Origin of the sequence: Nonomuraea africana (assembly GCF_014873535.1) — a bacterium.
Lineage (GTDB): Bacteria > Actinomycetota > Actinomycetes > Streptosporangiales > Streptosporangiaceae > Nonomuraea > Nonomuraea africana.
The window spans coordinates 9,264,966-9,285,208 of the sequence record NZ_JADBEF010000001.1; the positions used below are offsets into that span (position 1 = coordinate 9,264,966).

Annotated in this window: 16 protein-coding genes; 8 read left to right on the forward strand and 8 right to left on the reverse strand. The window is 70.4% G+C overall.

The window, feature by feature from the left end:
* Positions 1-62: 62 nt before the first annotated feature.
* From H4W81_RS44310 to H4W81_RS44325, 4 genes are read right to left on the reverse strand one after another with little or no spacing between them, the layout of a single operon-like run.
* Positions 63-938, reverse strand: coding sequence for a carbohydrate ABC transporter permease (locus tag H4W81_RS44310; protein WP_192780268.1), 876 nt, complete (start codon positions 936-938; stop codon positions 63-65).
* Positions 938-2,452, reverse strand: coding sequence for an ABC transporter permease (locus tag H4W81_RS44315; protein ID WP_420538736.1), 1,515 nt, complete (start codon positions 2,450-2,452; stop codon positions 938-940). Before H4W81_RS44315 ends, H4W81_RS44310 begins: the two co-directional genes overlap by 1 nt.
* Before the next feature lie 12 nt (positions 2,453-2,464).
* A complete protein-coding gene (locus H4W81_RS44320) occupies positions 2,465-3,778 on the reverse strand; it encodes an ABC transporter substrate-binding protein (protein WP_192780269.1) in 1,314 nt (437 codons plus the stop codon).
* Positions 3,779-3,794: 16 nt separating this feature from the next.
* Complete coding sequence (locus H4W81_RS44325; RefSeq protein ID WP_318782455.1) at positions 3,795-5,012, reverse strand: ABC transporter substrate-binding protein; 1,218 nt, start codon at positions 5,010-5,012, stop codon at positions 3,795-3,797.
* Positions 5,013-5,135: 123 nt separating this feature from the next.
* Between H4W81_RS44325 and H4W81_RS44330 the strand changes: the two genes are divergently transcribed.
* Genes H4W81_RS44330 through H4W81_RS44340 form a run of 3 tightly spaced genes read left to right on the forward strand, consistent with a single transcriptional unit; the run spans position 5,136 to position 8,640 of the window.
* Positions 5,136-5,642: a PadR family transcriptional regulator gene (locus H4W81_RS44330; protein ID WP_192780270.1), complete on the forward strand. Its 507-nt coding sequence runs from the start codon at positions 5,136-5,138 to the stop codon at positions 5,640-5,642.
* Complete coding sequence (locus tag H4W81_RS44335; protein WP_192780271.1) at positions 5,639-6,370, forward strand: ABC transporter ATP-binding protein; 732 nt, start codon at positions 5,639-5,641, stop codon at positions 6,368-6,370. Before H4W81_RS44330 ends, H4W81_RS44335 begins: the two co-directional genes overlap by 4 nt.
* Positions 6,367-8,640, forward strand: coding sequence for an FtsX-like permease family protein (locus tag H4W81_RS44340; RefSeq protein ID WP_192780272.1), 2,274 nt, complete (start codon positions 6,367-6,369; stop codon positions 8,638-8,640). The genes H4W81_RS44335 and H4W81_RS44340 overlap by 4 nt, the downstream gene beginning before the upstream one ends.
* On the opposite strand, the gene treS is transcribed toward H4W81_RS44340, so the two are convergent.
* Together treS and H4W81_RS44350 are read right to left on the reverse strand one after the other, a co-directional pair.
* Positions 8,616-10,289: a maltose alpha-D-glucosyltransferase gene (treS, locus tag H4W81_RS44345; RefSeq protein ID WP_192780273.1), complete on the reverse strand. Its 1,674-nt coding sequence runs from the start codon at positions 10,287-10,289 to the stop codon at positions 8,616-8,618. The genes H4W81_RS44340 and treS overlap by 25 nt on opposite strands.
* Before the next feature lie 333 nt (positions 10,290-10,622).
* Positions 10,623-12,266 carry an asparagine synthetase B family protein gene (locus H4W81_RS44350; RefSeq protein WP_192780274.1) on the reverse strand — a complete coding sequence of 548 codons (1,644 nt, stop codon included), beginning with the start codon at positions 12,264-12,266 and terminating at the stop codon, positions 10,623-10,625.
* Between the two features lie 69 nt (positions 12,267-12,335).
* Between H4W81_RS44350 and H4W81_RS44355 the strand changes: the two genes are divergently transcribed.
* The 4 genes from H4W81_RS44355 to H4W81_RS44370 all read left to right on the forward strand — a co-directional run bounded on the left by H4W81_RS44355 (position 12,336) and on the right by H4W81_RS44370 (position 17,730).
* The gene (locus H4W81_RS44355; protein ID WP_318782456.1) at positions 12,336-14,180 is read left to right on the forward strand and encodes a hypothetical protein; all 1,845 of its coding nucleotides are present in this window, start codon (positions 12,336-12,338) and stop codon (positions 14,178-14,180) included.
* Between the two features lie 151 nt (positions 14,181-14,331).
* Positions 14,332-14,955 carry an anticodon-binding protein gene (locus H4W81_RS44360; RefSeq protein WP_192780275.1) on the forward strand — a complete coding sequence of 208 codons (624 nt, stop codon included), beginning with the start codon at positions 14,332-14,334 and terminating at the stop codon, positions 14,953-14,955.
* 115 nt (positions 14,956-15,070) lie between these two features.
* Positions 15,071-16,453: a diaminopimelate decarboxylase gene (gene lysA / locus H4W81_RS44365; RefSeq protein WP_192780276.1), complete on the forward strand. Its 1,383-nt coding sequence runs from the start codon at positions 15,071-15,073 to the stop codon at positions 16,451-16,453.
* Positions 16,450-17,730 (forward strand): homoserine dehydrogenase, encoded by a 1,281-nt coding sequence (locus H4W81_RS44370; protein WP_192780277.1) that lies wholly within the window; start codon positions 16,450-16,452, stop codon positions 17,728-17,730. The genes lysA and H4W81_RS44370 overlap by 4 nt, the downstream gene beginning before the upstream one ends.
* 70 nt (positions 17,731-17,800) lie before the next feature.
* Here H4W81_RS44370 and H4W81_RS44375 read toward each other — a convergent pair whose 3' ends face one another.
* Positions 17,801-18,313 (reverse strand): DoxX family protein, encoded by a 513-nt coding sequence (locus H4W81_RS44375; RefSeq protein WP_192780278.1) that lies wholly within the window; start codon positions 18,311-18,313, stop codon positions 17,801-17,803.
* Positions 18,314-18,484: 171 nt separating this feature from the next.
* On the opposite strand from H4W81_RS44375, the gene H4W81_RS44380 reads away from it, so the two are divergent.
* Entirely contained in the window at positions 18,485-19,453 is a 969-nt protein-coding gene (locus H4W81_RS44380) for a hypothetical protein (protein ID WP_192780279.1), read from the forward strand.
* A gap of 10 nt (positions 19,454-19,463) precedes the next feature.
* On the opposite strand, the gene H4W81_RS44385 is transcribed toward H4W81_RS44380, so the two are convergent.
* Positions 19,464-20,195, reverse strand: coding sequence for a siderophore-interacting protein (locus H4W81_RS44385; protein WP_318782457.1), 732 nt, complete (start codon positions 20,193-20,195; stop codon positions 19,464-19,466).
* Between the last annotated feature and the right edge of the window lie 48 nt (positions 20,196-20,243).

Genomic DNA, 20,243 nt, shown 5'->3' on the forward strand with positions numbered 1-20,243 from the left:
CCGTACTGAAAAGATCACAAAGAGGGCGCCCGCCTGCCGCCGCGAGACGGGCGCCCATGGGGTCACTTCACCGAACCGGCCATCATGCCCTGCACGAAGTAGCGCTGGAAGGCGAAGAACAGGACCAGCGGGATGATCAGCGACAGGAAGGCTCCGGGCGCGATGATGTCCACGTTGGTGCCGAACTGTCGCATCTGCGACTGCAGGGCCTTGGTCATCGGCTGGTTCGCCGCGTCGGCGAAGACCAGCGCGATGAGCAGGTCGTTCCACACCCACAGGAACTGGAAGATGCCCAGTGACGCGATCGCGGGCTTGCCGAGCGGGAACACCACCGTCGAGAAGATCTTCCACTCCGACGCGCCGTCCATCCGCGCCGCCTCGAGCAGCGAGGCGGGAATGCCGACGAAGAAGTTGCGGAGCAGGAAGATCGCGAAGGGGAGCCCGAAGGCGACGTGGAACAGGACGACGCCGGGAATCGTGCCGAAGATGCCGGCCTGGCCGTAGAGCGTGGCGATCGGGATCAGCGCGATCTGGATCGGCACGATCAGCAGCCCGACGACGACCAGGAACAGCGGGTCGCGGCCCTTGAAGTCCATCCAGGCGAAGGCGTAGGCGGCCATCGCCGCGATGCCGATCACCAGGATCGTGGTCGGCACCGTGATCAGGACGGTGTTCCAGAACGAGGCGGAGAAGCCGGTCGCCAGCAGGCTGGCGTAGTTGCTGAGCGTCAGCTCGGCGGGCTTGGTGAAGATCGTCCACCAGCCCTCGGCGTTGTTGGCGGTCTCGTCGCGCATCGAGACCACCAGCAGGCCGAGCGTCGGCACCAGCCAGAACAGGCCGATCAGGATCATCAGCACCTGGACGGCGCCGCTGCCGAGACGGTCGACGACCTTGCTGAGCGGACCTCGCTTCACGGTTCCCGCCTGGACGTGAGCCATCACTGCTCCCTCCTGAACCGGCGGATGTTCATGATCATGAACGGCAGGACCAGGATGAGCAGGAAGATCGCCAACGCGCTGCCGAGCCCCTGGTTGTTGCCGCCGCCGAAGGAGACTCGCCACATCTCCAGCGCGATCACGTTCGCGTTCGGCTGCACCGAGCCCGGCGCGATGATGAAGACCAGGTCGAAGACCTTCAGCGTGTTGATGATCATCGTGACGAACACGACGAGCAGCACGGGGGAGAGCAGCGGCACGGTGATCTTCCTGAAGACCTGCCACTCGGTCGCGCCGTCGATGCGCGCCGCCTCCAGCGCGTCACGCGGGATGGCCGACAGGCCCGCCGCGATCAGCACCATCGCGAAGCCCGCCCACACCCAGACGAACGCGCCGATGATCGCGGGCGTGATCAGGGTGGGTCCGAGCCAGGTCAGGCCGTTGAAGGGCGCCTCGAAGTTCGACTGCGGCAGCCGTACGGTGTAGGAGCCGGGGGCCAGGCCGTCGAAGCGGAACGTGCCGTCGGCGGCGGTCGTGGCGGTGGCCGCGACCTGGCCGCCGCTGACCGCCTCCACGGTCACCCCCGGCAGGCCCTTCTCCGTGCCGTCGACCTCGCCCGCCTTGCCTCCGCCTCCGGGGGTGAAGTCCAGCCAGACCGTTCCGGTGAGGCCGTCGCCCGCGGCGGGCTTGGCGGGCTGGGCCTCGGCGGGCACGGCCTCGGGCTTGAGCCCGACCAGCGGGACCAGCACCGGCTGTCCCGCCTGGGCGGGCTGCTTGGTGACGACCGCGCCGCCCTCGGCGGCCACGGGTGAGGTGTCGTTCTCCCTCGGCCGCGCCCCCTCCAGGCCGCCGCCGGAGGAGAAGACCCCGGAGATCGTGGACATGATCGCGTTGGCCGCGCCGCGGTCCGGGTCCTCCTCGTAGACCAGGCGGAAGATGACGCCCGCCGCCAGCAGCGAGACGGCCATCGGCATGAACACGATCAGCTTGAACGCGGTCGCCCACTTGATGCGCTCGGTGAGCACCGCGAAGATCAGGCCCAGCGTGGTGACCAGGATCGGGGCCACCACCACCCAGATCAGGTTGTTCCTGATCGTGGTGAGCGTGCCGGAGTCGGTGAAGATCGTGCCGTAGTTCTCCAGGCCGACGAACTGGTTGCCCGTGGCGTCGTAGAGGCTGCGGAAGATCGAGTAGATGATCGGATAGATGACCCAGACGCCGAGCAGGAGCATCGCGGGGAGCACGAAGAACCAGGCGACGGCGGCCGAGGGGCCCAGCCGGGGCTTGCCCGGCGCGTCGGCCACGGTGGGCGCGGCCGCTCCCGCGGTCGCCAGCTCCGGCTCTTCGTGGGAGGAGGCGGAAGCGTCGGCGGCGGTGTCAGGGGTGTGGGCGGGGTCGGGGTTCTCCGTGGAGGTGGAGCCCGAGAGCGCCGTCTGGGGGGTGGGTTCTGGCCCGGGGGAGGACCCGCGCGACACCTCGTCGCGCGGGTCGGTCGGGCCGTTCAACCGGTCGGTCACGGCCTCGCCCCTTTACTTCCAGGCCTTGGCGGCCTCGGTCTCCAGGGCCTTGGCGGCTGCCTTGGCGTCCGCGGGGTTGCGCAGGAAGTCCTGGAGCACCTTCCACTCGCCCTTGCCGTCCGTACCGCCGAAGGCGCTCGGCGCGAGGTCGGACATGTCGTACCTGACGGTCTCACCGGCGGAGATGATGGTCTGGGCCAGCTGCTTGGTCAGCTCGCTCGGGTAGTTGTCCGGCGAGACGTTGCGGTTCGGCGACAGGTAGCCGGGCAGCTTCGCCCACACCTCGCCGCCCTCCTTGGAGGCCAGGAACTCCAGCAGCGCCATCGCGCCGGGGGAGTCCTTCAGCGCCACGCCGATGTCGCCGCCCAGCACGACGGGAGCGGTGTCGCCGACCTTCGGGAAGGGGAAGATCTTCGCGCTCTCGCCGATCTTCGCGCCGGACTGGGTGGCGGAGGCGGCCACGAAGTCGGCCTCGATGACCATCGCGCCCTTGTCCTGGCCGTACACCTGGGTCACGCAGGTCGGGAAGTCAGTCTGCAGGGCGCCGGTGTTGCCGCCGACCATGTACTCCTTCTTGCCGAAGATCTGCGCCATCTTCTCCAGCGCGGTCACGACGGAGGCGTCGGTCCACGGGATCTCGTGCTTGGCGAGCTGGTCGTACTTCTCGGGGCCCGCGGTCGAGAGGTAGACGTTCTCGAACAGGTCGGTGAGCGTCCAGCCGGAGGCGCCGCACAGCGAGAACGGCGGGGTGCCGGAGTCGGCGACCGCCTGGGCGGTCTTCAGCAGCTCGTCCCACGTGGTGGGGGCCTGCACGCCGGCGTCGGTGAACGCGGCGTCGCGGTACCAGATGATCGACTTGTGCGCGGCCTTGACCAGCACGCCGTACACCTGGCCGTCGGCGGAGCCGAGCTCCTTCCAGTACGGGGTGTAGTTGTCGTCGATCTGCTTCTGGACCTCGGCGCTGAGGGGCTTGAGCGCCTTCTGGTCGGCGTACTGCTGCACCAGGCCCGGCTGCGGGAGGATCGCCACGTCGGGCGGGCTGCCGCCCTGGATGCGCGGGCCGAGGTAGGCGCCGGTGTCCTCACCGGTGGAGGCGTAGGTGACCACGGCGCCCGTCTTCTCCTGGAACGCCTTGAGCACCGCCTCGAAGTTGGTCTGCTCCTCGCCGGTCCACTTGGCGGCGACCTCGATCTTCACCCCCTCCAGCGGCTTCGCGGCGGCGGGGGCCGAGCTGGCCGCACCGGTCTGCTGGGGGGTGGTGCTCGGCGTGTTGCCGCACGCGGCGATGGCTACGGCGAGCCCCGCCAGAACAACTGCTTTTCGCATGATGCCTGACCTCGAATCACTGGGTTGCGATGATCTCGGCCAGCTCCGCTTTCATGGAGGCGGCCACGTCATCGGTGGACTGGTCGTACGGCGGGCTGAGCGTTTTGGAGACCGCGCTCGCGACCACCAGGCTCAGCTGGTTGTAATTGGCGCTCACCGGCCGGGGTTTGGCCGCGAGAATGCTCTCCTTGAGCACCGGAAGGTAGGGGAACCGCTCGATCAGCGCAGGGTCGTCGTAGAGCTCTGCCCAGACGGGCGGGAAGGATCCCTCCGTCAGGACGCGGCGCTCGTTCTCCAGGCTGGTGAAGTACTTGATGAACTCCTGGGCGGTGTTCTGCCGCTTGGAATAGGCGCTGATCGCCAGATTGGCGCCGCCCAGCGAGCTCGATCCAGGCCCGTCGAGGCCCGGCAGCCTGGTCACCGCGAACTTGCCGGCCACCTTGGACTGGGTGGCGGGGCCGTAAGCGTGGGGCCAGTTGCGGGCGAAGACCAGCTGGCCGTTCTGGAAGGCCAGCCTCGACTCCTCCTCCTTGTAGTTCAGGGCCTGCGGGGGGATCCAGCCCTCGCTGAGCCCCCGGGTGAAGAAGTCGAGAGCCTGTTTGGCCTTGGCCTGGTCCAGGTCGGCGAGCGTGCCGCCGGCCGACTGGACCGCCTCGGCGAAGTTGACGGTCAGCCCTTCGTAGGCGGCGAGCTGGCCCGCATAGCCGCCTATGTCGTGCTTTTTGGTGATCGAAAGGGCCTGGGAGCGAAGCTGGGCCCAGGTCGTGGGCGGCTTCTTGACCAGGTCCTTGCGGTAGTAGAGGAGCCCGGCGTTGCTGGTGTACGGCACCGCCCAGAGCTTGCCCCGGTAGACCGCGGTGTCGACGACCGGCGGCAGGAACCTGTCGAGTGGGAAGCTCCCGCGCTCCAGGGGGATGATCCAGCCGTTGTCGGCGAACTCCGCCGTCCAGACCACGTCGAGTCCGAGCACGTCGTAGCGGTCACTCCTGGCCTGCAGGTTGGCCACCAGCTGTGCCCGCTGCTCGTCGGCCGCCTCGGGCAGCTCGAGCAGCGTCACCTTCTGCGCGGGATGCGCCTTGTTCCACCGGTCCAGCAGGGGTTGCAGGTAGCCGGTGGTGTCGCGCCCGGTGGCGAAGGTGATCGGACCCTTGGGGTCCTCACCGCCCTCCTCCGTCGCCGCCGCGCATCCGGCCACCAGGAGCGCGCACAGCATCACGGACAGAGGGCGGAACACGTATGACCTCCAAATTTCTGCCGGATTACATTCGTGTTAGGTAGATGCATTCATGTTATGCACAGCGCTAATCTGAACGTCAACGGATATCTCCGTAACGAGCGCGTAACGAGGAGGTGGGGCGTGCGGCTGCACCTGCTGGCGCTCCTCGCGAAGGAACCTGCCCACGGCTACGAGCTCAAGCAGGCACTCGAGCAGACCTTCGGCACCGCCTACCCCTCGCCCAACATCGGACAGATCTACGTGACGCTGGGCAGGCTGGAGAAGGACGGGCTGGTCCGAGCCGTTGACGTCGAGCAGTCCAACAGGCCCAACAAGAAGGTCTACTATCTGACGGGCAAGGGCCGCGACGCGCTCACCGACTGGGTCGACGAGCCCACGGAGGGTCCGAGGGTGCGCGACGAGTTCTTCATGAAGCTCGTCCTCGCCCCGCTGACCGGCATCGCCGACCGCATGGCGCTGATCAACCGTCAGCGCCGCCACTACCTCGCGCTGATGCGCGACCTCAACGAACTCGCCGAGCGGACCGATCAGGGGAATCAGGTCGCGATGCTACTGATCGAGGGCGCCATGTTGCACCTGCAGGCCGACCTCGACTGGCTCGAACGCTGCCAGGAGGACCTCGCGTGACCGTGCTCAGAACGGTGAACCTGGTCAAGATCTACCAGAACAAGCACGTGCCGGTGCCCGCCGTCAGAGGGGTGGACCTGGTCGTCGACGAGGGGGAGTTCGTCGCGGTGATGGGCCCCTCGGGCTCGGGCAAGTCGACCCTCGTGCACATGCTCGGCGGGCTCGACACCCGCACCAGCGGTGAGATCTGGCTCGACGGCAAGCGCGCCGACACCCTCTCCGAGAGCGCGTGGGCGCTGCTGCGGCGCAAGAAGATCGGTTTCGTCTTCCAGTTCTTCAACCTGGTCGCCAGCATGACCGTGTCCGACAACGTCGAGCTGCCCGCGCTGCTGGCGGGGGTCTCGGCCAAGGAGGCGAGGGCGCGCAGGGAGTACCTCCTCGACGCGCTGAGCCTCACGGAGCGGGCCGACGCCGCGCCCGCGCAGCTGTCGGGCGGCGAGCAGCAGCGCGTCGCGCTCGCTCGCGCGCTGGCCAACAAGCCGGCCCTGCTGCTGGCCGACGAGCCCACGGGCAACCTTGACAGCCGCAACACCCGCGACGTGCTGCGACTGCTGAGCGAGGTGCACCGCGACGGTCAGACGATCGTCCTGGTCACCCACGACGCCAGGGTCGCCAGCCTCGCCGACAGGGTGGTCTCGCTGCTGGACGGCCAGATCGTCGACGACGGAAGGATCGCCCGCAGGCGTCCCGGCAGGGGCGGCGCGGGGGAGGTCATCGACCTGCGATGAGAGCCGGAGCCCGATGGATCAGGGCCGACCTGCGGGCCAGGCGCGGCCAGGCCGTCCTCACCGTGGCGACCATCGCCGCGATCGTGGCGGCGCTGATCACCGCCGCCACACTGCTCGAGGACGGCACGAACCCGTGGCGCGGGCTGTTCGCCCAGACCAACGGCGCGCATCTGTGGATCCACACCAAGGACCGGCCGCAGGTGGTCGCGCTCAGGGACATCGACGGGGTCACGCAGGCGGCGGGGCCGTACCGCACGGCGCCCGTGACGCTGCTGGAGGAGCGCAGGAAGGCCCCGGCCGCCCTGCGCGCGATGCCGGTGACGCCGCCCGAGGTGGCGCGGCCCGCGGTGGCGGAGGGCGGCTGGCTGTCCCCCTCGCAGCCGGACGGCGCGGTCGTCGAGCGCTCCTTCGCCAGGTCACTCGGTCTCAGCCTGGGGAGCGCGGTCACCGTGACCGCGCTGAGCGGCGCCCGCCACGTGCTGTACGTGCGCGGCATCGCCGACTCGGCCGACCAGGGCTTCTACCCGGAGTGGACGCCAGGCCTGATCTGGGTGCTGCCGGAGAAGCTCGACAGGGTCGAGCCCGAACTCGGCCGCAGCGAGTGGGTGACGGGGCTGCGCCTGGCCGACCCCGAGTCCACCCAGTTCGTCTCCCAGCGTGTGGTCGTGATGCTCGACGAGGAGGTGCAGCGCGTCTACACCTGGCGCGAGGTGCGAGCCGCGATGGAGCTCGACAACCGGCTGCTCGGCACGCTCCTCGCGCTGTTCGGCATCGTCGGCCTGGTGGCCGCCGCGCTCGCGCTGGCCAACGCGGCCGGCGGGCGGGTGCTCTCCCAGCTGCGCGACCTGGCGACGCTGAAGTCCATGGGCTTCACCCGCGGCCAGGTGGCCGGCCTGCTGCTCGTCGAGCACGGCGCGCTCGGGCTGCTGGGCATCGCCCTCGGCGTCCTGCCCGGGTGGCTGGTGACCTGGCTGGTGCTCGACAGGACCGCCGTCGCCCTGGTGCCGCTGCTGGCCATCACCGCGGGCACCGCGCTGGTGGTGCTGGTGGCCGTCGGGCTGCCCGCCTGGCGCGGCAGCCGCACCCCGCCCATCCCCGCCGCCCCCGCGGCGCCGCCGCGCGGCCACCTGTCCAGGCTGGCCAGGCTGGCCCTGCTCGTACGGCTGCCGCCCGCGCTCGTGCTGGGCGCCCGTGACGCCTTCACCAGGCGGGTGCCCGCCTTCCTGACCACGTTCGGCCTCGCCGTCCCGATGATGATGATCACCATCGGGCTCGGCGTCTGGGCCACGCTCGACAACTTCCGCGCCCATCCCGAGCAGGTGGGCCAGCACGCCCAGCTGCTCGTCCGCCCGGTCAAGCTGACCCCCGAGCAGGCGCAGCGGATCGCCCAGCGCGACCAGGACGTGCGCCAGGTCTACCCGGGCGCGGACGTCGACGCCCTGGTGCCCGGCGTGGCCAGGTCCATCAGGGTGCGCGCGATCGGCGGCTCGGCGTCGCCATACCCCTTCCCCGTGGTCGAGGGCCGGATGTACGCCGACAGAGGCGAGGCCGTCGCGGGGCAGGGGCTGCTCGACCTGCTCAGGGCCAAGATCGGCGACAGGGTGTGGCTGTCGGTCGGCGGCACCCCGCTGATCGTGCGGATCGTCGGCAGGACCGTCGAGCCCGATCTCGACGGGCAGGTGCTCTCGCTCGGCGTCGACAGCCTGGCGGCCAAGGACGTGGTGCCGCCGGAGTTCTGGGGACTGGCGCTGAAACCGGGCGCCGACCCCGCCGAGGTGCGCGACAGGCTGCTGACCGCCTCGGGAGAGGGCCTGGAGATCCAGCGCGTGGTCAACCCCGCCGAACGCCTGTCGATCATCAGGGTGGTCATCGTCGCGCTGATCGTCGTGCTGGCGCTGATCGGCCTGGCCAACCTGCTCACCGCCAGCGCCCTGGGGCTGCGCGACCACGCTCTCGACCTGGCGGTGCTGAAGGCGATGGGGCTGACCCCGCGCCAGGTCATGGCCACGCTCGTCACCGGCACCGGGCTGCTCGTGGTGCTCGGCGTCGTCCTCGGCACCGCGGCGGGTTCCTTCGTCGTGACCAGCCTGATCGACCTGCAGGGCCACACCAGCGGCGTGGGCGCGGGCATCGGCAGGCGCCCCTCGGCGCTGACGCTGACCCTGGCCGTCGTCATAGCCGTGGGCGCGGCCCTCGCGGTCGCGCTGCTTCCAGCGCGCCGTGCGGCCCGCGCCCACGTGGGAACCTACGGCTTCAGCGCGAACCAGTAGAAGCCGTGACCCGGCAGGGTCAGCAGGTAGGGGAGGTTGCCGATCACCGGGAAGGGCACCCCGCCCCTGGCCTCGACCGGCGTCATGCCCTGGAACCTGCGCAGGTCTAGCTCCACCGGCTGCGGGAACTTCGACAGGTTGTTCACGCACAGCATCAGGTCGTCGCCCTCTTCACGGGTGAAGGTGAGAACGGCGGGATTGGACGACCACATCTCGGTGTACGCGCCGGTGCCGAAGACCGGGTGGCGGCGGCGGATCTGCAGCATGTTGCGGGTGAAGTGCAGCAGCGACGACTGGCTCTTCTGCTGCGCCTCCACGTTGACCGCCTGGAAGCCGTAGATCGGGTCCATGACCGTCGGCAGGTAGAGCCTGCCGGGGTCGGCGGTGGAGAAGCCCGCGTTGCGGTCGGGGCTCCACTGCATCGGCGTGCGGACCGAGTCGCGGTCCTCCAGCCAGATGTTGTCGCCCATGCCGATCTCGTCGCCGTAGTACATGACGGGCGAGCCCGGCAGGCTGAGCAGCAGCGCGGTGAACAGCTCGATCCGGTCGCGGTCGTTGTCGAGCAGCGGCGCCAGACGCCGCCTGATGCCGAGGTAGGCGCGCATGCGCGGGTCCTTGGCGTACTCCGCGTGCATGTAGTCGCGCTCTTCCTCGGTCACCGTCTCGAGCGTCAGCTCGTCGTGGTTGCGGAGGAAGATGCCCCACTGCGCGTTCTCTGGCAGCTTGGGGGTGCGCGACATGATCTCGGAGATCGGCTCGCGCGTCTCCTTCTTGACCGCCATGTAGATGCGCGGCATCAGCGGGAAGTGGAAGGCCATGTGGCACTCGTCGCCCCCGGTGGTGGGGTCGCCGAAGTACTCCACGACGTCCTCGGGCCAGCCGTTGGCCTCGGCCAGCAGCACCCTGTCGGGGTAGAGGCGGTCGACCTCGGCGCGCACCTTCTTCAGGTAGGCGTGCGTCTCCGCCAGTCCGCTGCAGCTGGTGCCCTCCCTCTCGAACAGGTACGGCACGGCGTCGAGCCTGAACCCGTCGATGCCGAGGTCCAGCCAGAACCTCAGGACCTCCAGCATGGCGTCCTGAACGGCGGGGTTGTCGTAGTTCAGGTCGGGCTGGTGGTGGAAGAAGCGGTGCCAGTAGTACTGCTTGCGCACCGGGTCGTAGGTCCAGTTCGACTCCTCCGCCCCGATGAAGATGATCGGCGCGTCGGGGAAGCCGGTCGGCTCGTCCGCCCACACGTAGAAGTCGCCGTAGGGGCCCTCGGGGTCGTGCCGCGAGGCCTGGAACCACGGGTGCATGTCGCTGGTGTGGTTCATCACCAGGTCGGTGATGATGCGGATGCCACGGGCGTGCGCCGACTCGATCAGCTGCACGAAGTCGCCGAGATCACCGAAGTCCGGCAGGATCTTCCCGTAGTCGGAGATGTCGTAGCCGCCGTCACGCAACGGAGACTCGTACAGCGGCAGCAGCCACAGGCAGTCGACGCCGAGCCACTCGAGGTAGTCGAGTTTCTCGATGAGACCACGCAGGTCTCCGGTCCCGTCGCCGTTGGAGTCCTTGAACCCCCGGACGAGCACCTCGTAGAACACCGCCCGCTTGTACCAGCGTGGATCGGCCGAGACGAAGGTCTCGCTCACCGATGGGTTGTTCATATGACGCTCACAGAAGGAGATGTGGGCAGGACGAAGTCACCGGATTCCCCGGCGTGTTGTGTGGTGACCGCGCCGCTGGGGTCGTCATCCCTGCGAACCCCAAGCCCTGCCGGAACCAGATTTGTGACCTGGCGCTCCGGTTGTATACGGCGCTTACCAATGAAAAACGTGCAGCTCGGGGGCCCTGAAGGCTGAAGTCGCGTACGTTTTTCGTTGGTACGGGCCGAACACTACCAGCCCTGCGGCCGTCCGGAACCCGCTTGCGCAGGCGCGCTTTTAACGCCCGCGAGATCCGTCTGTCGTCGTGCCGTTACCCTACGTTCTTCGCCCTTGTCAGAACGGTGGGGCCAGGTCGGCGAGGTCGTTCTCGTAGTCGGTCAGCCAGGCGCCGAACAGCACGAGCCCCCGCACCCAGAACCGGTCGTTCCACCCGCTGTACCTGGTCAGCGCGTCGGGCCCGGCCGAGATCACCTCGTGCAGGCCCTCCGACAGCAGCCCTGGCACCCGCTCGGCGACCTTGGCCAGCATCGCGTGGGAGTAGGCACGTGCGGGCGCGGCGGTCGACCGCAGCGGCACCCTCTGCAGCGGCTGCTTGACCACGTTCGTGGACGGCAGCGCCGCCACGCGCGGGTTGGCGGCGTGCAGGACCTCCCGGTAGAAGCGCCCCTTGTCCTTGCGGGCCACCCCGACCGACAGCGCCGCGTCGAAGAAGTCGGGATGGATGAACGGCGCGGCGAAGGAGGCCTCGGGGCCCACGAGGTTGACCGCCGAGCGGGCGATGCCCCGCACGGTGCGGGTGTGCAGTACCGACAGCGGCAACTCGGCCCGGTGCCCATGGAGCATCGAGGTGGAGGCTTCGAACTGCTCGCGCACGACCTCGGCGATCCAGCCCTCGGCCGCCTCCGACAGGAACGGCACGGACGGCGCGCCGAGCGAGAGCGAGCCGAGCACCGCGGCCGACCGCTCGGCCTGCGACCTGGCCTCCAGCGCCGCCCCGCTGACCATGAAGTTCTTCAGCAGCGGGCCGCCGGCCAGGCCGTCGATCAGGACGCGGCCCGAGCCGTGCACCTCCTTGGCGAAGGGCGCGTACCAGGCGTGGTGCGGCGTCATGAACTCGAGGCGCCGCGCCACCTCCAGCGCGTCGTCGGGGTAGGCGGCGGCGTCCTGGGTGATCACGCGGTGCCGTACGCCCAGCTCGCGGGTGATCGCGCGGGCGAAGGCGATGTCGGTGTCGGTGCCGTCGTCGGGACTGGTCGTCCACGACTCCACGTCGGCGCCCTTCGCCACCGCGACCGAGCACAGCAGCCGCGAGTCGTAGCCGCCGCTGACCGGCACCAGCAGCGGACGCCCCGCGTAGTCGTCGTAGACCGCGTGCAGGATGTCGAGCAGCTCGTCGGCGCTGCGCCAGGCCTCGTACGGCTCCTGCCGCAGCCAGCGCGGCAGCCGCCGCTCGGTGGCCAGCCCGCCGGCGGTGTGCACCAGCGCGCTGGAGCCCGGCAGCCGGCTGATCCCCGCGTACGGCGTGGCGTCACCCAGCGGGAAGGTGACCTGGATGATCGACGCCCACGCCGCCCAGTCGATGTCGACCGGCACCAGCTCCAGCAGCGGCTTCAGCAGCGAGGAGAAGTAGATCGCCTCACCCGCGCGCACGTAGTAGACGTCGACCAGGCCGAGCGCGCCCGCGTGCAGCACGGTGCGGGCGCCGTCGGAGATCAGCCCCGGCGTCTCGTAGGTCTCGGCGATCGTGATCCAGTCGGCCGGCTCCGTGGGCCTGCGCTCCCCCCACGAGAAGGCGAACGACGTGGGCGTGCGGTGGTAGGGCGGCAGCGGCTGCGAGCTGTAGAGCGCCGCCTGCGCGGTCTGCAGGGCGGGGCGCACCTTCGGCCCCGAACCCGCGAGCTTGTCGAGCAGGCCCGTGTCGAAGCGGCCGAGGGCGCCGCATACGTACGGCCTCACATTGAACGCCGGCCACTGCACGCGATCCACTCCTCCACGCCGATTCCAAGCGAAAGAGTATCCTTTGCCGGGCCGAGAGACGGAGGGCCTGTGACTACTGAGCTTGAGAGCACGCGGCGCGCCTTGCGCGACGCCATCGCCGAGGCGAAGCGCGCCGCGGAGCTGGCGAGGCTGCTGGACGCGGCCCAGGCCAGGCTCGCGGAGGCCGAGCGGGCCACCGCGGAGCTCAGGTCGTTGAGCGAGCGCCTGGCCGAGGCGGAGGGCGAGCTCGAGAGCGAGCGCGCCGCCGCGGAGAAGCTCCGCAAGGAGCTGGCCGAGCAGCGCTACCAGGCCGAGGTGGCCCAGTGGAAGCTGTCCTCGCTCAAGGTCGCCAGGTGGAACCGCATCGGCGACGCGATCAAGACGGGCAAGAGCAACCCGGTCCGGCTGGCCAAGGGGCTGAAGGGCGCGGCGAAGCCGGTCAAGCGGCCGGTGGCGCCCAAGCGCCGGCCGCTGGCCGTCGCGGCGCAGAAGGACGACCGGCCGGGCGCCGCCTTCCAGGCGACGAGCACCACCAGGACGGTCGAGGGCCGTTCGGTACGGCTGAAGCCGTACCGGATCCCGACCGGGCCCAACACCCGCCCGCACCTGACCGCGGCCGTGATCGCCGACCCGCACGCGGAGGCGCTGCTGCGCTACGAGTGGCGGCAGACGACCGGGTTCACCCCGCGCGACTTCGCCCGCGTGCTGGCCGCCGAGGTGCCGCACCTGCTGGTGGTCGAGTCCGTCACGCAGGGGCCCTGGGCCGAGGAGCTCATCGGCGAGCCAGGCGAGGGGCTGCGCGAGCTGCTGGCCTGGTGCGCCGCGCGCGGCATCCGCACCGTCTTCTGGCACACCGGCGGTCCGGTCGCCGACTACGCGGCCGGCGCGGAGCTGTTCGAGCACCGCTTCACCACCGACCTCACCGTGGGCTGGCCGCGCCTGCCGTTCGCGGTCCAGCCGCGCGTGCACAACCCGCTGCCGCTGTCGGGCGGGCGCTACGACCGCGTGCTCACGCTCGACCAGCTGCTGCCCGACCACCTCGGCTATCCCGACGTGCTCACCTCCTACCGCTGGCCGGTGGCCGTCGACTGCCCGCCGGGCACGCCGCAGTGGCGCCTCGCCGAGCTGGCCGCGTGCGGCACCTCCATCGGCCCCGAGGCCGACTCCCGCCGCGCCCACGCCGCGCTGCGCAGGGCGTATGCGGCGGGCACCATGACCGAGCGCGTCGACGAGCTGCTGGAGGCCATCGGCCTGCCCAGCGCCCGGGCCACGCTGAACATCTCGGTGATCCTTCCGGTGCTCGATCCCTCGCTGCTGGAGCACGGCCTCGCCCAGGTCGCCAGGCAGTCGGGCGTGACCCAGGTGATCGTCTTCGGGCACCCCTCGATGGAGGAGCGGGCCCGCGACGTGCTCGCGCCCCACCCGGTGGTCTTCAGGGAGCTCGACCCGTCGATGAGCACCGGCGCCCTGTTCAACAGGGGGCTCGACCTGTGCGAGGCCGACCTGGTCTCGATCATGGACCCGCGTGACGTGTACGGCTCGCACTACCTGTCCGATCTCAGCCGCGCCTTCCTGTTCAGCACGGCGGACATCGTGGGCAAGGCGTCCTACTACGCGCACCTGCGCGGCGCGCACGCGACGCTGCTGAAGCAGCCCGAGTCGGAGTACACCTACACGCCCGAGGTCAACGGGGCGACGCTGCTGGCGCGGCGCAACGCGTTGCGCTCGATCGGGTTCGCGGACCTGACCGAGGGGTGGGACGAGGTGCTCATGCGGCAGTGCAGGACGGACGGGATCAAGGTGTTCTCGGCGGACAGGTTCGGGTACGTCCGGGTGCGCGACGAGGACCGCTGGCTGCTGGGCGCGGCCCACCTGGTCGAATACGGCTCCGCCGAACCCCACGCCCTCATCTGACCTCCACCGGATCCGAAGAGCCGGCCTCCCCCAAGCCGCTCCCTCACGTCGTTCCTTGAAAAACCCCGGCCCCGTGACCACGTGCTCGGGCTGAGAGGACCCCAGCCGCATGGTCGCCTCCGGGGGTGGGGAGGGGTTTAGGGTCGGTGGTGTGAGACCGGGGCGGCTGGCCGAGGTGCTCGGCGAGCCGCCGACGCCCGAGGGGACGTGGGAGCGCGAAGCCGTCTACCTCTCCGCCGCCGCGCTGCGCCGCAGGATCGCGCCCGAGGAACTGGCCGCCGTCCTGCGCGACCTCGAAGGGGTCGAGACCGTGGAGGTCAGGGGCAACGGGTTCCTCCGCATCACCGTCGACACCCCCGGCGAGCTGCTGGACGACCCCCACACGCCGGTCGACGTCGAGGACCCCTGGCCGGACCTCCCCCGCACGTGGGACAACCCCGGCTTCGTCGTGAAGTACGCGCACGCCAGAGCCGCGGCCGTGCTGCGCTGGGCGCGCGAGCTGGGCGTGCCGCGCGACGGGTTCGCGCCCTCCGTTCTGACCGATCCGCGCGACAGGGCGGTCCTCAGGCTGCTGGCCGAGCTGCCGGGCCGCCGGATGGGGCGCGACCCCGGCTGGGCCGCCTACCTGCCCAGGCTCGCCCTCGCCTACCACGACGCGCACGAAGGGGCGCCTGCCGTACCGAAGGGTGACGAGGAGCCCGACCCCGTGCACACGGCGAGAGTACGGCTGGCGGAGGTGGTGCTGGTGGTGCTCCCGGGTCCGGAACGAATCTAAAAATATCCAGTCATATGGCTTATTTAGGCAAAAATTTCCATAGAAAAGCGAGATCGCGTCTCGATCCGTGGGCAGCCGTCCCACCAGCGCCACCGGGTCCGATAGCCTCGATCGGGTGAGTCGATTCGCCCATCCAGCAGGGGACAGGCACGCTGAGATGCTGCCCCATGAGCGCCCGCCGCTGGCGCCCGCCGACCTCAACCGGATCAACCACGCGATCTGGCCGCGAACGTCGACGCGAACGGATGGCGCGCTCACGATCGGCGGCGTCGACGTGCGCGACCTCGCCGAGGAGTACGGCACGCCGCTCTACGTCGTCGACGAGGACGACGTCCGCTCCCGCATGCGCGAGTACGCCACCGCCTTCGCCGGGTCCGACGTGCACTACGCGGGCAAGGCGTTCCTGTGCAAGGAGATCGTGCGCTGGCTGATGGCCGAGGGCCTGGGCCTCGACGTGGCCAGCGGCGGCGAGCTGGCCGTGGCGCTCAGCGTCGGCTTCCCGCCCTCGCGCATCACCCTCCACGGCAACAACAAGTCCGCCGCCGAGCTGCGGCGCGCGCTCGAGGTCGGTGTCGGGCACATCGTCGTCGACTCCTTCGAGGAGATCGCCCGCCTGGGCTACTTCGCCGAGCAGCTCGACGTCCGGCCCAAGGTCATGGTCCGCGTGACCACCGGCGTCGAGGCGCACACGCACGAGTTCATCGCGACGGCGCACGACGACCAGAAGTTCGGCCTGTCGCTCAACACCGGCGCCGCGGCCGAGGCCGTCCGCCGCATCCTGGCCCTGCCGCACCTCGAACTCGTCGGCCTGCACTCCCACATCGGCTCGCAGATCGTCGACACCGCCGGTTTCGAGGTCGCCGCCAACCGCCTGGCCACCCTGCTCGTGCGGATCAAGGACGAGCACGGCGTGGTGCTGCCCGAGCTCGACCTCGGCGGCGGTTACGGCATCGCCTACGTCGACGACGACGAGGTCCCCGACATCAAGGTGATCGCCGACGCGCTTCGCGAGATCGTCGAGAAGGTCTGCACGAGCTCGGGCCTGCCAGTGCCCCGCCTGACCGTCGAGCCGGGCCGGGCCATCGTCGGCCCCGGCGGCATCACGCTCTACGAGGTCGGCACGGTCAAGGACGTCGAGGGCCTGCGCACGTACGTCAGCGTCGACGGCGGCATGAGCGACAACGCGCGCACCGCCCTCTACGGCGCGGAGTACACCACGGTGCTCGCCTCGCGGGTCTCCGAGGCGGCGCCCATGCTGTCGCGCGTGGTCGGCAAGCACTGCGAGAGCGGCGACATCGTGGTCCGCGACCACTACCTGCCCGCCGACCTCGCGCCCGGCGACCTGCTCGCCGTGGCAGCGACCGGCGCCTACTGCAGGTCGCTGGCCAGCAACTACAACTACCTGCCCAAGCCCGCCGTGGTGGCCGTCTCGGGCGGCAAGGCGCGCGTCATCGTGCGGGGCGAGACCGAGGACGACCTGTTGAGGGGGCAGCTATGAGCAACCGGCTGAAGGTCGCGCTGCTGGGATGCGGCGTGGTCGGTTCGCAGGTCATCAAGCTCATGGAGGAGCAGGCCGACGACCTTGCCGCCCGCATCGGCGCCCCGCTCGAGCTGGCGGGCGTCGCGGTCAGGAAGCTGGGCCGCAAACGCGATGTCACCTTCGACCCGGCCCTGCTGACCACCGACGCCGAGGGCCTGGTCACCCGCGACGACGTCGACATCGTGATCGAGGTGATCGGCGGCATCGAGCCCGCCCGCTCCCTGATCCTGGCCGCCATGGCCAGCGGCAAGTCGGTCGTCACCGCCAACAAGGCCCTGCTCGCCGAGGACGGCGCCACCATCCACGCGGGCGGCGGTGACCTCTACTACGAGGCCAGCGTCGCGGGCGCGATCCCGCTGCTCCGTCCGCTGCGCGAGTCGCTCGCGGGCGACCGCGTGAAGCGGGTGCTCGGCATCGTCAACGGCACCACCAACTACATCCTCGACAAGATGGACTCCACCGGCGCCTCCTTCACCGACGCGCTGGAGGAGGCCCAGTCGCTCGGCTACGCCGAGGCCGACCCGACCGCCGACGTCGAGGGCTTCGACGCCGCCGCCAAGGCCGCCATCCTCGCCGGTCTCGCCTTCCACAGCCGGGTCACGGCGGCCGACGTGCACCGCGAGGGCATCACCGACATCACCGCGACCGACGTGGCCAGCGCCAAGGCCATGGGCTACGTCATCAAGCTGCTGGCCATCTGCGCCCGCTCCGACGACGGCCGCTCGATCGGCGTGCGCGTCCACCCCGCGATGATCCCGCGCACCCACCCGCTGGCAGGGGTCCGCGAGGCCTACAACGCCGTCTTCGTGGAGGCGGAGTCCGCGGGGCAGCTGATGTTCTACGGCAAGGGCGCGGGCGGCGCGCCGACGGCCTCGGCCGTCCTCGGTGACCTCGTGGCGGTGGCTCGCAACCGCCTGGCCAACACGAGGGGCCCGGAGGAGTCCGTCTACGCCTCGCTGGCCGTCCACCCGATGGGGGAGACCGTCACCCGCTGCCACGTGTCCCTGGACGTCGCCGACAAGCCGGGTGTGCTCGCGCAGGTGGCGACGCTCTTCGCCGAGCACGACGTTTCCATCCAGACGGTACGGCAGGAGGGCCACGGCGATGACGCCCAGCTCGTCATCGTCACGCACCGGGCGACGGACGCGGCGCTGTCGGCGACGATGGAGGGGCTGCGCAGGCTCGACATCGTCCGGGCGATCGCCAGCGTGATGCGCGTGGAGGGCGACGACTGACGGCACCGTCCTTCTCACAGGCGGCTCGGGCCCTTTCCGGAGGGCCCGAGCCGCCTGTCGCATGTCGGGGTCACTTCGCCGTCGAGCGCGCGAGCCGCAGCCCGGCCGGCCAGGTCCGGGATGCCGCGCGGGTGGCCCAGAGGGCGACGGCGATGTAGAGGACCTGCTCGGGAATCCGCACCCACAGCGGTGTCGCCGCGCCGCCGTTGAACGGCAGCTGCGCCACGGCCGCGTAGATGTTGGCGGGAAGCAGCAGCACGAACAGCGCTGCGAGGCAGATCCCCGCCGCCCTCCGCGTCGTGGCGAGGACCAGCCCGGCCGCGCCGAGGAGTTCGAGCACGCCGGTCGCGTAGACCATGAAGCCGGCGAACGGCACGAACGGCGGCACTATCCGCACCAGATCGGCATGGTTCGGCATGACCGTGACGCTTTCGGGGACGAAGTGCGCGCTGGCCGTCATGAGGAGCATGACGGCCATGGCGTGGGCGGCGCTCGACGGCCATGAGGCGAATCGGCCGACACCGAGCGCGCCGAGCGCGCGGAAGCCGAGCAGGGCGATTCCCAGGACGATGATCGGGTCCATGGTGTACTCCTATTGGATAGTGAAGCTCTCCAAAGCTAGATAACGTCACTATCCAATGCTTCGCCGACGGTGTCAACCCCGCGATTCCGGCTGAGTCGTTCCCTCTGGCCGGGGAGCGTGATCCCCCGTGCGGGGGAGGGAGTGAGAGGCCGGGCGGACGAGGCTGGGGGCGTGAACGAAACTGAGACGGTCCCCGTGACCAGGGGCGAAACCGCAGCGCGCTGGTCCTGGATCGCGCCCGCCGCGGGCCTGTGGTCGCTGTCCTTCGGGCTGGTCGGCGCCTACTGGGCGTTCGGCGGCACCGGGTTCCCGCTCGGAGCGGGCGACCCGCGCGCCGGCCAGGTGGGCTCGCTGCTGGCCGCGGCCGAGCCGGGGACCGCGGGCGCCGTCATGGCGGCTCTCGGGCTCCTCGGCGGGCCGGCCGCGCTGGCGATGGGCCGCCCTGCCGTCCGCCGGCCGTCGCTGGTCTTCGCGTGGCTGATGTGCGTCGGCCTGGTCGTGGTCGTGCCGGACGTCCGGGTGATCCAGAACTTCGGCTACCTGTTCATGGGCCACACCGGCCTGTGGGACGGCCCGCTGCTGTTCATGCTCTACTGCGTCGTCGGCGGCGCGCTCTGGGGCGCGGCGGCGTGGAACCACCGGGAGGGCGGCGGGCCCGGCGCGCGATCGGTCGGGTGGGGAAGGCCCGTCACCTACCTCGCCGCGGTGCTGGCCCTGCCGTACGGCATCTCGCGCATCTCCTGGGCGATGGGGATCCCGCTCGGTGTGCCCGAGGGCTTCGTCGAGGCGGGACAGCAGAGCGCGTGGGCCGTCGAGGCGATGCTCGGCGGGCTCTGTGTCGCCGGGGCGATCCTGACGCTCGGCCTGATCCAGCGCTGGGGCGAGGTCTTCCCCCGCTGGATCCCGTTCCTGCGCGGCAGGCGCGTGCCGGTCTGGCTGGCCGTCGCGCCCGCGTTGTGCGCGGCGGCGATGCTGATCCAGGCGGGATCGCGGCTGTACCTGTGGATGGTCACCGGCGAGATCACCATGACCGCCGACACCTGGGGCGCCTTCGGCCCCGGCCTGTCGTGGCTGCCGTGGGGCCTGGCGCTCGTCGCCGCCACCTACGCCTACTACCTGCGCAGGCGGGCGCGCCCGTGAGCTCGCCCGGTCAGTGCAGCCCCCGCTTGCCCGGCGTCCAGAACGGCTTGACCTTGATCGCGCGCCTCGACCAGTTGCGCTCCCTCACCAGGTAGTCGCGCACCATCTGGCAGGTCCTGGCCTCGCCCGCCACGTAGGCGGCGCCCGCGTTCCCCGGCAGGTCGAGCTCGGCCACGGCGGCGAGCAGCGTGCCGGAGGCGGCGGCGGGGGCGCCGCCCCGGTGCACGCGGCGCAGGGGAGGAGAGCCGGGCATCGGCAGGTCGTGCTCGGCCGAAGCGCTCTCCAGGACCCCGTACACCGGCGCCTCGCCCAGCGCTCTGATCATCGGCCCGAAGGCGGCGCTCGCGGTCTCCTCGCCGACGAACAGGTGGAAGGGCGCCTCGCGGGTGAAGAAGTCGCCCTGCGGCCACCAGACCTTCACCGCCTCCCCCGGCCGCGCCTGCCTGGCCCAGGTGAGGCCGATGCCCTCGCCCTCGAACAGGTGGACGCGCAGCTCGATCGCCCGCCGCGTGGGATCGAGCTCCCAGATCGTGTACGTGCGCAGCGTCTCGCTAGGACGCAGGATGCCGTACACCGACAGCGGGTCGTTGATCTCGATCCGCACGTGCTGGCCAGGGCGGTAGGGGAAGGTGATCGGCTCGTCGGCCACCAGCCGGATGCGCCGCATCGTCGGGGTGACCAGGTCCGTCTCGGCGATCCGCGCCGTCATGACGTACTTGGCGAACGCTTCGCGCAGTCCCACGGCATCTCCTTAGAGCTTCTAGATTTACTTAGATCCTTAAGGAAACAT

Excerpts from the sequence above, each read along its gene's own strand:
- H4W81_RS44310 (WP_192780268.1), bottom strand. The coding sequence starts at position 938 with ATGGCTCACGTCCAGGCGGGAACCGTGAAGCGAGGTCCGCTCAGCAAG.
- H4W81_RS44320 (WP_192780269.1), bottom strand. The coding sequence starts at position 3,778 with ATGCGAAAAGCAGTTGTTCTGGCGGGGCTCGCCGTAGCCATCGCCGCG.
- H4W81_RS44340 (WP_192780272.1), top strand. The coding sequence starts at position 6,367 with ATGAGAGCCGGAGCCCGATGGATCAGGGCCGACCTGCGGGCCAGGCGC.
- treS (WP_192780273.1), bottom strand. The coding sequence starts at position 10,289 with ATGAACAACCCATCGGTGAGCGAGACCTTCGTCTCGGCCGATCCACGC.
- H4W81_RS44370 (WP_192780277.1), top strand. The coding sequence starts at position 16,450 with ATGAGCAACCGGCTGAAGGTCGCGCTGCTGGGATGCGGCGTGGTCGGT.
- H4W81_RS44375 (WP_192780278.1), bottom strand. The coding sequence starts at position 18,313 with ATGGACCCGATCATCGTCCTGGGAATCGCCCTGCTCGGCTTCCGCGCG.